Annotated in this window: 13 protein-coding genes; 5 read left to right on the plus strand and 8 right to left on the minus strand. The window is 68.4% G+C overall.

Translation table 11 applies throughout. The features are described 5' to 3' along the window. Window positions 1-3 precede the first annotated feature (3 nt). Window positions 4-891, plus strand: coding sequence for a universal stress protein (locus tag ACW7G3_RS06045; RefSeq protein WP_456981712.1), 888 nt, complete (start codon window positions 4-6; stop codon window positions 889-891). 31 nt (window positions 892-922) lie between these two features. Here ACW7G3_RS06045 and ACW7G3_RS06050 read toward each other — a convergent pair whose 3' ends face one another. Next, complete coding sequence (locus tag ACW7G3_RS06050) at window positions 923-2125, minus strand: serine hydrolase domain-containing protein (protein ID WP_456981713.1); 1203 nt, start codon at window positions 2123-2125, stop codon at window positions 923-925. 202 nt (window positions 2126-2327) lie between these two features. On the opposite strand from ACW7G3_RS06050, the gene ACW7G3_RS06055 reads away from it, so the two are divergent. Further along, complete coding sequence (locus ACW7G3_RS06055) at window positions 2328-3686, plus strand: MATE family efflux transporter (protein WP_456981714.1); 1359 nt, start codon at window positions 2328-2330, stop codon at window positions 3684-3686. A 6-nt stretch (window positions 3687-3692) separates the two neighbouring features. On the opposite strand, the gene ACW7G3_RS06060 is transcribed toward ACW7G3_RS06055, so the two are convergent. From ACW7G3_RS06060 to ACW7G3_RS06075, 4 genes are all read right to left on the minus strand, one after another. After that, window positions 3693-4142 carry a hypothetical protein gene (locus tag ACW7G3_RS06060; RefSeq protein WP_456981716.1) on the minus strand — a complete coding sequence of 150 codons (450 nt, stop codon included), beginning with the start codon at window positions 4140-4142 and terminating at the stop codon, window positions 3693-3695. A 16-nt stretch (window positions 4143-4158) separates the two neighbouring features. Beyond that, window positions 4159-5202 carry an NAD(P)-dependent alcohol dehydrogenase gene (locus ACW7G3_RS06065; protein WP_456981717.1) on the minus strand — a complete coding sequence of 348 codons (1044 nt, stop codon included), beginning with the start codon at window positions 5200-5202 and terminating at the stop codon, window positions 4159-4161. Between the two features lie 70 nt (window positions 5203-5272). Further along, window positions 5273-7918, minus strand: coding sequence for an AAA family ATPase (locus tag ACW7G3_RS06070; RefSeq protein ID WP_456981719.1), 2646 nt, complete (start codon window positions 7916-7918; stop codon window positions 5273-5275). Continuing rightward, window positions 7915-9063, minus strand: a complete 1149-nt coding sequence (locus tag ACW7G3_RS06075) for a metallophosphoesterase family protein (RefSeq protein ID WP_456981721.1) — start codon at window positions 9061-9063, stop codon at window positions 7915-7917. Before ACW7G3_RS06075 ends, ACW7G3_RS06070 begins: the two co-directional genes overlap by 4 nt. Window positions 9064-9157: 94 nt before the next feature. On the opposite strand from ACW7G3_RS06075, the gene ACW7G3_RS06080 reads away from it, so the two are divergent. The 3 genes from ACW7G3_RS06080 (at window position 9158) to fghA (ending at window position 11656) form a co-directional block, all read left to right on the plus strand. Continuing rightward, window positions 9158-9433 (plus strand): metal/formaldehyde-sensitive transcriptional repressor, encoded by a 276-nt coding sequence (locus ACW7G3_RS06080; protein ID WP_456981722.1) that lies wholly within the window; start codon window positions 9158-9160, stop codon window positions 9431-9433. Window positions 9434-9491: 58 nt separating this feature from the next. Continuing rightward, the gene (locus tag ACW7G3_RS06085) at window positions 9492-10601 is read left to right on the plus strand and encodes an S-(hydroxymethyl)glutathione dehydrogenase/class III alcohol dehydrogenase (protein ID WP_456981723.1); all 1110 of its coding nucleotides are present in this window, start codon (window positions 9492-9494) and stop codon (window positions 10599-10601) included. Window positions 10602-10810: 209 nt separating this feature from the next. After that, entirely contained in the window at window positions 10811-11656 is an 846-nt protein-coding gene (gene fghA, locus ACW7G3_RS06090) for an S-formylglutathione hydrolase (RefSeq protein WP_456981724.1), read from the plus strand. 195 nt (window positions 11657-11851) lie between these two features. On the opposite strand, the gene ACW7G3_RS06095 is transcribed toward fghA, so the two are convergent. The 3 genes from ACW7G3_RS06095 to ACW7G3_RS06105 all read right to left on the minus strand — a co-directional run bounded on the left by ACW7G3_RS06095 (window position 11852) and on the right by ACW7G3_RS06105 (window position 13116). Continuing rightward, entirely contained in the window at window positions 11852-12547 is a 696-nt protein-coding gene (locus ACW7G3_RS06095; protein ID WP_456981725.1) for a Dph6-related ATP pyrophosphatase, read from the minus strand. Between the two features lie 12 nt (window positions 12548-12559). Beyond that, window positions 12560-12892: a hypothetical protein gene (locus tag ACW7G3_RS06100; RefSeq protein WP_456981727.1), complete on the minus strand. Its 333-nt coding sequence runs from the start codon at window positions 12890-12892 to the stop codon at window positions 12560-12562. Between the two features lie 65 nt (window positions 12893-12957). Beyond that, complete coding sequence (locus ACW7G3_RS06105) at window positions 12958-13116, minus strand: hypothetical protein (protein WP_456981728.1); 159 nt, start codon at window positions 13114-13116, stop codon at window positions 12958-12960. Window positions 13117-13173: the final 57 nt, after the last annotated feature.

Below are 13173 nucleotides of genomic sequence, written 5' to 3' on the forward strand. Positions count from 1 at the left end.
CACATGAGCGATTCCACACAGACAGTGCAACAAGCCGATGGCCACGTGCTGGCGGCGGTGGACAGTTCCATCTACACCGAAAGCGTCGGCCACTACGCTGCCTGGGCGGCCAAGCGCCTGTCGGCGCCGCTGGAGTACCTGCACGTACTGGACCGGCATCCGGAAACGGCGCCCAAGCTCGATCACAGCGGCAGCCTCGACCTCGGGGTGAAGAGCAAGCTGCTGGAAGAGCTGGCCGAGATGGACGAGACGCGCAGCCGCCTGGCCCAGCAGGGTGGGCGCCTGCTGATGCGCCAGCTGGATGCGCTGGCCCGCGAGGAACACGGGCTGGAAGCGATCACCACCCTGCGCAACGGTTCGCTGGTGGATACGCTGACCGGGCTGGAAGACCGCGTGCGCCTGTTCGTGATCGGCAAGCGCGGCGAGCACGCCGATTTCGCCAAGGGCCACCTGGGCAGCCAGCTGGAGCGGGTGGTGCGCGCGGTCCATCGGCCGCTGCTGGTGGCTTCGCGCAGCTTTGCGGAGATCGGGCGCGTGCTGATCGCGTTCGACAACAGCCCCACCGCGCGCAAGGGCGTGGAGATGGTGGCGGGCAGCCCGCTGTGCGCGGGGCTGGTGATCGAAGTGGTGACGGTGGGCGCGGACAGCGACGCCAATCGCAGTGCCCAGGCCTGGGCGCTGGAGCGGCTGGCGCAGGCGGGCCTGCAGGCGACCGGGCGGATCCTGCCGGGCGATCCGGACGAGGTCATCACGGCGACTGTGGAGCAGGACGGGATCGACCTGCTGGTGATGGGTGCCTACGGCCACTCGCGCATCCGCCAGCTGCTGGTGGGCAGCACCACCACGACGCTGCTGCGCACCTGCCGGATTCCGGTGCTGCTGCTGCGCTGAGCCGGGCGCCGGTGGGCCAAGACCCCGTGGTTCAGCGCTCCGCGTCGACCGCCTGCTTCACTGCTTCGATCATCGCCCGGCGGGCTGCCACCAGTTCGCTGGAGGTGGCCTGCGGCCAGGCGGCGGCCTGGGCGATGACCAGTTTACGCGCCGGGTCGATATAGACCATCTGCCCGAAGATCCCGACCGCGAAATAGCTGCCGTCGGTATCCGTCCACCACTGATAGCCGTAGCCGCGCTCCGGCGCGCCTTCGCTGTCCTGACCGCGCACCGCCCCCTGCATCCAGGCTTTGGCGATCACCTGTTCGCCATTGATGCGGCCGCCTTCGAGCATGAACTGGCCCAGCCGGGCGTAGTCGTCCAGGGTCGCGGAAAGCCCGCTGCCGCCGGTGTTGCTGCCATCGCATTCGTCGCGGATCCAGTACGCCTCGGCGGCCATGCCGTAAGGCTTCCAGATCGTGTCGGACAGATAGTGGGCCAGCGGCCGGCCGGTGGCGCGTTCGACCACCAGGCCGATCAGGTCGGTCTCCGCGGTGTTGTAGTTCCAGTGCGTGCCGGGTGCGTGTTCGCGTGGTAGCTGGCGCAGGTAGGAGAGGGCATGCGACTGGCCGGCGACGCAGGCGCCCAGGTACATCCGGGCCACGTCGGACTGCGGATCGGCATAGTCCTCGTTCCAGCGCACGCCCGAGGTCATGGTGAGCAGCTGGGCCACGGTGACGTCTTCGTAGGCGCTGCCGGCCAGCTCGGGAATGTAGGCGGTCAGCCGGTCGTCCAGGCTGTGCAGGTAACCCTGCTGCAAGGCAATGCCGAGCAGGGTGGAGGTGATCGACTTGGCGACCGAGAACGACTCCCAGCGGTCGTCGGGGCCGAAATCCAGGCCATGGCGCTGCAGCCGCACCTCGCCCTTGTGCAGCACCATCAGGCCGGCGATGTGGTGGCTGGACATGTAGTCATCGAGCCAGGCTTCGCCGCCGGCCAGAGCCAGCGGGGTGCCATCGGGAAGCGGGTGGATCCGGGTGCCGGGCGCTGCGATATCGCTGGGGAACTGCGACTGCATCTGCCGGAATCCGGCTTCACGCTCGGCCTGGCTCCAGAACAGCGTGGCCTCGCGCTGCTCGCCAATGGTCGGGCCGGCCTGCGCCGGGGCAAGCGCGGGCTTGCCACATCCGGCGAGCGCCAGCAGCACCAGGAGCAGCAGGGTGCCGGTAGCAGCAGGCGAAGTGGGAGAGCGCATGGGCAGGACCCGGGAAATGAAGGGACAACCAGTTTACCGGCGCACGCCCAATGGGCAGGCAGGCGTCGGCCAACACATCATTGCAGCGTCGTGCGGGGCCGCCCACGGTTGAAATACCGGCCTTGCGACCCCATCTTCGGGTGTCCCCCCAAGTCGCGATCAGCGCCGCCGCGAGTCCGCCCGCGGGGCTGGTGCCGTCCTGATGCCTTCCCGTAACGACTTCACCGTGGGTTCGATCCCGCGCAAACTCATGCTGTTCTCGCTGCCGATCCTGGCGGCAAACCTGCTGCAGGTATCGATGCAGCTGGTCAACGGGCTGTGGGTGGGCAACCTGCTGGGCATGGATGCGTTTGCCGCGGTGACCATCGCGATGACCGTGCTGCAGGTGGTGCTGGCCTTCGTGCTGGGGCTGAACAACGCCACCCTGACCATCTTCGCCCAGCTGCGCGGCGCCAATGACCAGCAGGGCATCGATGCCTCGCTGGGCGCGTTCGTGATCATCCTGGGCACGCTGTCGGTGCTGGTTGGCGCCGCCGGCTTTGTATATGCCGAGCCGCTGCTGGCCCTGCTCAACACGCCCGAGGCGGTGATGGACCAGGCGCGGGTGTACCTGCGGGTGAACCTTGCTGGCACCCTGGCGCTGGTGGGCTACAACTTCGTCGGCAGCATGCTGCGCGGTTTCGGCGACAGCCGCACGCCGCTGTACTTCGTGCTGGTGGCGACGGTGCTCGCCGCGGCGATGGTGCCGCTGGCCATCATCGGGCTCGACATGGGCGTGGCCGGCGCGGCGTGGGCGATGGTGCTGGCGCAGGCCGCGGCCTTCGTCTACAGCCTGTTCCACCTGGCGCGCTGGCCGGGCAGGTATGCGCCGCGACCGCGGATGCCAAGGCTGGAGCACGTGCGGGCAGTGCTGGAGCTGGGCATTCCTTCCGGTATCCAGATGATCGTCATCTACGCCGGGCTGACGGTGCTGCTGTCGCTGGTGAACTCGTTCGGCGAAGGCGTGGTGGCCGGCTTCGGCGCCGCCCAGCGACTGGACAGCATCGTGCTGCTGCCGGGCGTCGCCCTGGGCATGGCGGTCAACGCGATGGCCGCGCAGAACATCGGCGCCAATCGCTGGGAGCGGGTCGGGCAGGTCACGCGCGTCGGCGTCGCCTGCAACCTGGTGATCATGGGCGCGATCGCGGCGGTGCTGATGATGGCGGCCGAGCCGCTGGTGAGGCTGTTCATCCGTGACGAGGCCAGCGTGGCTTTCGGCGTGTCCTACCTGCGCACGATCGCGCTTTTCTATCCCTTCATCGGGCTGAACTTCATTTTCAATGGCGTGGTGCGCGGTTCCGGTGCCATGTTCCAGGTGCTGGTGCTCAACATCATCTCGCTGTGGATCCTGCGCGTGCCGCTGGCATATGCGCTTGCCGACCGCTACGGCGAGAACGGCATTGCGCTGGGCATCGGCCTGAGCTTCCTGCTCAGCAGCCTGTTCTCGGCCGCCTATTACCGCTGGGGTGGGTGGCGGCGCAAGCGGCTGTTTACCGATGTCGAGGCGCCGGCTCGCGGCTGAACCCGGTCAGGCCTGGCGGGTGGCTTCCCAGGCGAAGGCGGCGATACCGATCCCGATCAGGCCGATCGCAGCCAACTGCACCGGGCTGAGGGATTCGCGCAGAAACAGGATCCCCGCGATGGTGGTCACCAGCAGCGAGCCACCGATGATCAGCGGGTTGCCCACCGCCACCGGCAGGCCGCGGCCGTAGACGAAGAAAGTGAGGATCTCCACCAGCCCGATGGCCACGCCCGCACAGGCTGCCAGCGCGAGCCCGCGACTGTTGAAGTGCAGGCTGTCCGCCTGCGTCGCCTGCGTCGCCTGCAGGTACAGCAGCCACGCCAGCCCCATGAACGCGGCCACGAACTGCAGCACCACCGCACCCAGCACCGCCTGGATGTGATCGGCGGAGAGTTTGATGAACACGTTGTAGAGGCCGAACATCAGCGCGGCCACGGCGATCAGGGCGTAGATCACGACGCTTCTTCCCTCTTTACAGGCTGGCGTTGTCGATCACGAAGCGGTAGCGCACGTCGCCCTTGAGCATGCGCTCGTAGGCCTCGTTGATCTGTTCGGCGCGGATCATCTCGATATCGGCAACGATGCCGTGCTTGGCGCAGAAATCCAGCATCTCCTGGGTTTCCGGGATACCGCCGATCAGCGAGCCGGCCAGGCTGCGGCGCTTCGCGATCAGGTTGAACACCTGCGGTGACGGGTGCGGGGTGGCCGGCGCGCCGACCAGGGTCATGGTGCCGTCGCGCCTGAGCAGGCTGATGTAGGCGTCCAGGTCATGCGGCGCGGCGACGGTGTTGAGGATGAAATCGAGGCTGTTGCGGTGCGCGGCCATTTCTTCCTCGCTGCGCGAGACCACGGCCTCGTCGGCGCCCAGCTTGCGCGCTTCTTCGCGCTTGCCTTCCGAAGTGGTGAAGGCCACCACGTGTGCGCCCAGCGCGTGCGCGAGCTTGATGCCCATGTGGCCGAGCCCGCCGATGCCAACCACGCCAACCTTCTTGCCCGGCCCCACCTTCCAGTGGCGCAGTGGCGACCAGGTGGTGATGCCGGCGCACAGCAGCGGTGCGACCGCGGCCAGGTCGGCTTCGGGATGGCTGATGCGCAGTACATAGCGCTGGTCGACCACGATCGCCTGCGCATAGCCGCCCAAGGTGTGGCCCGGCGCATCGGGAGTGAGGCCGTTGTAGGTGCCAACCATGCTGTCGCAGTAGTTTTCCAGGCCATCGCCGCACTCATCGCACTGGCGGCAGCTGTCGACGATGCAGCCCACGCCCACCAGATCGCCCGACTTGAAGCCGGTGACCGCGGTGCCGACCTCGGCCACCCGGCCGACGATCTCGTGGCCCGGCACGCAGGGAAACAGGGTTCCGGCCCATTCCGCGCGCACCTGGTGCAGGTCGGAGTGGCAGACACCGCAGTAGGCGATGTCGATGCGTACGTCTTCCGCGCCGGTGGCACGGCGGGCGATGTCGATGGGAACCAGCGGCTGATCGCCGGCGTGGGCACCGTAGGCTTTGATGGTCATGGCAGGAACTCCGTTGTGGGGTGGGGCCGGACGGGATCCGACCGCTTGCAGGTGGTCTGGGACAGCGCGCTCAGCCGAGGGCGGCAACGTCGATGAACCGGTTGGCGCCGGCATCGCGCCAGGCGTCCGGGTGGCAGGTGAACAGCAGGATCTGATGGCGGCTGGCCGCATCGTCCACGATACGCTTCATCCGCCCGAGGCGGTCGGCATCGCTATGCACCAGCGCGTCGTCGAGCACCAGCAGGGTCGGCTGGCCGGCCTGTCGCAGCAGGTCGGCATAAGCGAAGCGCGCCAGCACGCCGAGCTGCTCGCGGGTGCCGTGGCTGTGCTCGTCCAGCGCCAGCGCGCTGCCGGCGCGCACCAGGCCGACCGGCGACAGCTGCTCGACCTCCACATCGGCCGCCACGCCCGGGAACAGGATGGCCAGGTAGTGGCCCAGCCGCTCCCTGAGCGGGGCATAGAGTCGTTCGGCCACCGCGCGCTGGCTGGCTTCGATGCGTTCGTGCAGCAGCTGCAGCGCATCGGCACGCAGCTGGTACTGCGCATGGCGGCGCTGCAGCCGTTCAGCGGTGATAGTGGCCGCGGCGAGCTTTTCGTCGATGCCGTCCACGCCCAGCGTTTCCACCCGGGAGCGGGTGCGGGTGATGGTGTCGCGCAGCGTGCTGCGCTCGTGCTCCAGGCCGGTGAGCGAGCGTTCGAAGCGATCGATGTCGGCCTGCAGCAGTTCCGGGTTCTGTTCCTTGAGGGCGGCTTCCAGCTGTTCGATTTCAGTGCCCAGCCGGGACGCCTGGGCGCTGTCGCTCTCCAGCCGGGCGAGCTGGCGTGCGTCGAGCTCCCTGGCCTCGGGGCTTTCCAGGGTACGGCTGGCGGCCTCGACGCCGGCCTGCAGACGCCCCAGCTGCAGCTGGGCAGCGGTGACCGCCTGCCCGCACGCCTGGAGCTGGCTGTCCGCGGCCTGCGTTTCCTGCTCGGCATCTTCAAGCTGGCGCCGGGCGTCTTCCAGCGACACCGCTCCGGCGTCCGCGACGGTATCGGCCAGCGTGGCCAGTCGGCGGGCGGTCTCGTCGGCCTGTCCCTTCGCCTCGGCCAGGGTGGTGCGCCAGTGGTCTTCTTCCTGGCCGCCGAGGGCTACGTCGCGGGTGCGTTCGCGCTCGCGGATGTCGTCGAGGATGCGGGCGTGGCGTGCGCGGCGCTCGTCCGCCTCTGCCAGGCTGGCGACCCCGACCTGGCCGAGCAGGCGCTGGCGTTCGGCCTCCAGATTTTCCGCCTCCTGGGCCAGGCGCTGTATGTCCTGGCCGCCGGGGACGATGTCGATCTCGCCGACGCCGTCGATTCCCAGGGTCAGCGGGCCGCCGACGAGCAGCTGTCCTTCGCCTTCCAGGTCGTCCTGGCCGGTGGCCTGCACCACATGCCCCGGGCGCAGGCGCCAGCTGATACGGGTGGCGATGGCCTCGCGGCGAATGCGGTTCTCATGCAGCGTGGCTTCGACCTTGCGCAGTTTTTCGAGCACGGCGTCGTCGATGGCGATTGCTGCGGCGCTTGTGCGCAGCGCGGCGATGGCTTCGGCTTCGGCGGCGGCCTGCGCCAGCGCCCGCGTTGCCTGTTCCACCTGTGCGGCAAAGCGCTGCGCGTCAGCGGCAAGGCGGGCACGGTCGGCTTGCCGTTCGGCGATGCGCAGCGCGGCGGCAGCATGCTTGCGAGCGGCCAGCGTCGCCTCGTGACGTGACTGGGCCTGAGCCTGCTGCGCGGCCAGTCCTTCGATGGCTGCTCCGGCCTGCTCCAGTTCGGCACGCTGCCGGCGCAGCTCCTCCAGCCGGTCGGAGCGGGTCTGACGCTGTGCGGCAGTGTCCTCGATCCGCTGGCGGATTTCCTGCAGCGCACGCGCTTTTTCTTCCAGCTCCCGTGCCTGCGGCTGCAGGCGGGCGAGCTGTTCTTCCGCGGCTTTCTTCCGGGTCTGGATTTCCTCCCAGGGCTTGCGGCTTTCCAGCTGGTTGAACTGGTCGGTGTCCCGGGCCAGCTGGTCGATCAGCGCGGCATATCCGTCGGCCCGCTCCTGCAGCTGCGCCTGCTCTTCGCGGGCGGCCTCAAGCTGGCTGATGGCATCGGCCAGTACGCCGGTGGGCCGGCCGGTGCGGGTGAGCAGGGTGCGCAGCTCTTTTTCCACCGCCGCCGCCACGCGTCCGCCGGCGCTGCTGGCGATGTCGCCGATGATGTCCTGCAGTCGCTCCTGCAGGGTGCTGCGTGCATGCTGAAGTGGTGTGGCCAGGCTGTGGCTGTCGCCCTGCTCGATCCACAGCAGTCCCGGAATGCCGCGGGTTTCGGCGCGGCTGGCACCCTTGCCGGTCAGCTCAAAGCCCAGGCGTCGGGCCAGCTCTTCATCGGCGTCGTCACCGTCCCAGCTGCGGTCGGCAATGACCAGTCGCGCGCGCGGCTTGTGCACGAAGGTCTTGTGCACGCTGCACTGCTCGGAGCCCAGGTGGAAATCGGCTTCCAGGCTGGGCGCGGCGGCGTCCGAACCGGCCGGCAGGATGGTGGCGGCGAAGTCGCCGCGGGTCTTGTGCTTCTCGAAGAACAGCGTGCGCAGGGCGTGGGCGAGGGTGCTCTTGCCCGCCTCGTTGGGACCATGGAAGACGTTCAGGCCGTCCTCCAGACCGGTAATTTCAACCGGCGCGGTGAACTTGCGGAACTGCTCGACGCGCAGGCGCTGCAGCTTCATGCCGCCGCTCGTTCCGTGCGTCGCAGCACGTCGAACAGCTGGCGCAGTGCCTCGCGCGCCACCTCGGCCTGCGCGGGATCCTCCTGCAGGGCGCGCAACTCAGCCACCACGTCCGCCAGCGCGCCATCGACGTGCATCGCGGCCAGGTCGGCATCGGTGGGATCCAGGCGCAGGCCGGCAAGGTCGGCTTCCAGCACGTGGGCCCGGGCCCGGGCGTCATCGATGGCCAGGCGCAGTTGTTCGGCGGTGGCGAAGTCGGCCATGCCTTCAATGGCCAGGCGTGCCACGTCGCAGTCGTCCAGGCTCCGCAGTTCGTCGGCCAGCCGCTCGACGTCAGCCGCGCCGTCCACGCGGAGGCTGCGCTCCTGCCAGTGGAAGCGGCCCACGCGCAGCACGCTGACGCCGGGCGCCGCGCCGGGCGCCTCGATTTCCACCAGCAGCACGTTGCCGGGATCGTTGTCCTTGAACCGGTCGGGCTCGGGCGTGCCGCTGTACCAGGTGCGGGCATCGATCTGCTTCGTGCCGTGCCAGTCGCCCAGGGCGAGATAGTCGAGCCGGGCCCGCGTGGCCCGATCGGGCGCGATCGGGTTGGCCGAGTCCGCCTGCTCCGGCAGGATGCCGGCCACGCTGCCATGTGCCAGGCCGATGCGCAGCAGGCCGGGGGCGGTGTCCCAGCCGTCGAATGCCGCGGTCAGGTCGTCGTGCACATGGCGCTGGGTCAGCGGCGCGGCGAGCACGGCCAGGCCGGCACCTGCCAGTTCGACAACCCCGGGCTCAAGCGCCAGCACCACGTTGGCGGGCACGATGCCCAGGCGGCGGGCGCGTGTCCACACGCTCTCGGCCAGTGCGGCGTCATGGTTGCCCGGCAGCAGTACCCAGGGCCCGGTGAAGCCGGCCATGGCGTGGAAAGCGCGGCGCAGCGAATCATCCGAGAGCCCGGGTTTCTCGAACACGTCGCCGGCCACCAGCACCGCGGCAACGCCGTGCTCCACGGCCAGCCGGGCGATCCCGGCCACGGTATCGAACCGCGCCTGGGCAAGGGCCGCAGCCGGATCGAGGCCGTCGTCATTGGCTTCGAAACCGAAGGTCTTGCCGAGCTGCCAGTCGGCGGTGTGGAGGAATTTCACGGTGGGGCCAAGGGTCATGCATCCAGTATGGCCAAGCGGGGAACGGCGTGCCCGTCCGCCGCTGGATCGTCGTGCGATATACTATCCCCCACTATAGTTCCCGTCAGCCACCATGCCGCACTCACCCGAAGAGAAAAAGAAGGTCCTGGCCCGCATCAGGCGTATCCGCGGCCAGTGCGACGGGCTGGAGCGCGCGCTGGAGGCAGGTGCCGACTGCGGCCGGGTGCTGCAGCAGATCGCGGCCATCCGCGGCGCGGTCAACGGACTGATGAGCGAGGTGCTGGAATCGCACCTGCGCGAGCAGTTCGGCCAGCCCGCCAGCGATCCGGCCGACCGCCAGGCGCGGGTCACCGAGATGACCGGTTTGATCCGTTCCTACCTCAAGTAATCCATCGTCGCGGCGCCCTGCGCCGCTTCGCCCTACCGTTCATTGCAGGAGTATCGCCATGAAGACCCGTGCCGCCGTTGCATTCGAAGCCGGCAAGCCGCTGCAGATCGTCGAGCTGGACCTCGAGGGCCCGAAGAAGGGCGAGGTGCTGGTGAAGATCACCCACACCGCGCTGTGCCACACCGACGCCTTTACCCTGTCGGGCGATGACCCGGAGGGCGTGTTCCCGGCGGTGCTCGGCCACGAGGGCGCGGGCATCGTGGTGGAAGTGGGCGAGGGCGTGACCAGCGTCAAGCCGGGCGATCATGTGATCCCGCTGTACACCGCCGAGTGCGGCGAGTGCCTGTTCTGCAAGAGCGGCAAGACCAACCTGTGCGTGTCGGTGCGCGCCACCCAGGGCAAGGGCGTGATGCCCGACGGCACCACGCGCTTTTCCTACAACGGCCAGCCGGTCTACCACTACATGGGCTGCTCGACCTTCGCCGAGCACACCGTGGTGGCCGAGGTGTCGCTGGCCAAGGTGAATCCGGAGGCCAACCCGGAACACACCTGCCTGCTCGGCTGCGGCGTGACCACCGGCATCGGCGCGGTGCACAACACGGCGAAGGTGCAGGAAGGCGACACGGTGGCCGTGTTCGGCCTGGGGGCGATTGGCCTGGCGGTGATCCAGGGTGCGGTGCAGGCCAGGGCCGGGCGCATCATCGCCATCGACACCAACCCGGGCAAGTTCGAGCTGGCGCGCGAGATGGGCGCCACCGACTGCGTGAATCCGAAGGACCACGACAAGCCGGTGCAGGAAGTGGTGGTGGAGATGACCGGTTGGGGCGTGGACCACAGCTTCGAGTGCATCGGCAACGTGGAAGTGATGCGTGCCGCGCTCGAGTGCGCGCACCGCGGCTGGGGCCAGAGCGTGATCATCGGCGTGGCCGGCTCGGGGCAGGAAATCAGCACCCGTCCGTTCCAGCTGGTCACCGGTCGCAAGTGGCTGGGCACCGCCTTTGGCGGCGTGAAGGGCCGCACCGAGCTGCCGGGCATGGTGGAAGACGCGATGAAGGGCGACATCAAGCTCGAGCCCTTCGTCACCCACACCCTGCCGCTGGAGCGGATCAACGAGGCCTTCGAGCTGATGGAAAAGGGCGAGTCCATCCGCACCGTCATCCGTTACTGAGTAGCGCAGCCGTAACTTGAACCCCTTGTAGGGGCGCGTCATACGCGCGAAGCCGCGTGACATCTGGCGGCGCGCGTGGCATCGGTCAGAGCGTTCCGGACGAAGCCCCGCCGCGCGGATCATCGTCACGCGGTTTCGCGCGCATGGCGCGCTCCTACAACAGCGGGACGCGTCCATATCGAACGTGTTCCGACATCAGGAGGAATCTCATGAGCAAGACCGAAAGAATCGAACACCGCGCCTGTTTCGGCGGCTGGCAGGATGTGTATCGCCACCGCTCCGACGTGCTCGGCAGCGATGTGACCGTGGGCGTGTACCTGCCGCCGCAGGCGGAGCAGGGCGAAAAGCTGCCGGTGCTGTACTGGCTGAGCGGGCTGACCTGCAACGAGCAGAACTTCATCACCAAGGCCGGCGCGCAGCGTTACGCCGCCGAACACGGGATCATCATCGTCGCGCCGGACACCAGTCCGCGCGGTGAGGGTGTGCCCAACGACGAGGCCTACGACCTGGGCCAGGGCGCGGGCTTCTACGTCAATGCCACCCGCGAGCCGTGGGCGAAGCACTACCGCATGTACGACTACATCGTCGACGAGCTGCCGGCGTGGGTGGAAGCCGACTCCGCGGCCAGCGACGTGCGCGCCATCAGCGGACATTCGATGGGCGGCCACGGCGCGCTGATGATCGCGCTGAAGAATCCGGGCCGCTACCGCAGCGTGTCGGCGTTCTCTCCGATCGTGGCGCCGACGCAGGTGCCGTGGGGCGAGAAGGCGTTCGGCGCTTACCTGGGCGATGACCGCGAGGCGTGGAAGCAGTACGACACGGTCGAGCTGGTGAAGCGGGGGGCGGCGGAGAAGCTGCCGCTGCTGATCGACCAGGGCGATGCCGATGAATTCCTCGAAGGCCAGCTCAAGCCGCAGCTGCTGCGCGAAGCGGCCGAGGCCGCGGGTCATCCGCTGGAGCTGCGCATGCAGCCCGGCTATGACCACAGCTACTACTTCATCTCAAGCTTCATCGGCGATCACATCGCCCATCACGCCAAAGCCCTGAAGGCCTGACCCGCAGCGCCGGGCGCCCCATGACGGCGCCCGGCCGTATTTCTGTAGGAGCGCGCCATGCGCGCGAAGCCGCGTGACCCATGTTGCGGGAGCGGCGTCGGCCACATCGTCGTGATCGACGCCCCGTCCCTTGCCAACAGTCACGCGGCTTTGCGCGCATGGCGCGCTCCTACACGACGGGGGTGCAGCTCGGGGTTACGGGGCCGAGGCCTGCAGCAGGTAGTCAGTGTAGGCGAAGCGCTCGTCGCGGAGAACGGTTTCGCCGCGTTGCAGTGGCAGCGGACTGGTGAACATCGGGCCGGCGGAGACGCAGGTGTGGAACTCGCCGTTTTCGCCGCAGGGATCGACTCCTTGTGGCAGTCCGTCCAGAAGCACCTCGTCGAACAGCCGGCCGGCAAAGCCGGCGTCCAGCTGTTGGGTGTCCACGCAGCACAGGTGGGTGCGCAGGCCGGCGGCAATCATGTCGCGGGCCACCACCGCGGTGTCCATGCCGAACAGCGGGAACAGCGCGTCCCAGCCCAGGCGGGTGCACAGTGCCTGGCGCCAGTCGCGCACGTCGGCCAGCAGCAGGTCGCCGTAGGCAATCGTGGACAGGCCGGGCCAACGGCTGGCGGCGCGGGCCAGACCATCGGCGAACGCGGCTTCGTACTCAGCGTTGCCGCACTGTTGCGGAATCATTGATTCAATCAGCGGCAGGTCGGCGGCCCGGGCCTGGACATGCACCACCTCGCGGCGCACCCCTTGCATCGAAACGCGGTCGTGGCCTTCGGTAAACGTGGTGAACAGGCCAACGACGCGGACGCTGGGGTCCTGCCTTAGCAGGTGCAGGGTCCACGCTGCGTCCTTGCCGCCGCTCCATGACAGCAGCACCTGCCGGGAAGATGGATTCACCAATGCGCTCCGTCAGCGTACGTCGCGCAGTTCCCACGCCTTGCCGGCCAGCAGGCTGAGGCGATGGCGGAGGAGGTCGCCCGGGATGGTGGTCTCCACCACCAGGTCGACCCCAAGGTTGCGCTGACGACCCTTGACCGTGGTCTGCGGATCCACCACCCCCAGGGCGGGATCCACTTCATCCGGCTCTTCCTGGGTCTGACGCCAGCGTTCAAACAGAGCGGTGCCACGCAGGGCGTCCTGCAGCTCGGTGGCAATGCCTTCCGGCCCGCGGGAATCAAGCGCGAATTGGCCCGCCTGGTCCAGTCGCGAGGTGTCGGGGATCCGGATGTCGTATACGGCCATGGGCAATCCTCGGTGTCGGGGCCACCAGTTTGCCCGGTTCAGCGTGGCCGTGGCGTTGCGATGCCTCAGGGCCTGCGGTTGCGCTCCGCTTCCGCGGCATCGATCTTCTCGCGGTGCCTGATGAACAGCGGAACCCCGGCCGCCAGTCCGATCATGATCAGCATTCCCCCAATGGTCAGCCAGCCGACGGGACGGGCCAGCAGTTCAACCAGAATCGGATGCATTCCATTTCCTCCTTCTGCCTGTGCAGACCCGATCATCGGCAGGAAGAAGAAGCCCGG

The sequence above is a fragment of the Luteimonas sp. A478 genome, assembly GCF_054052025.1.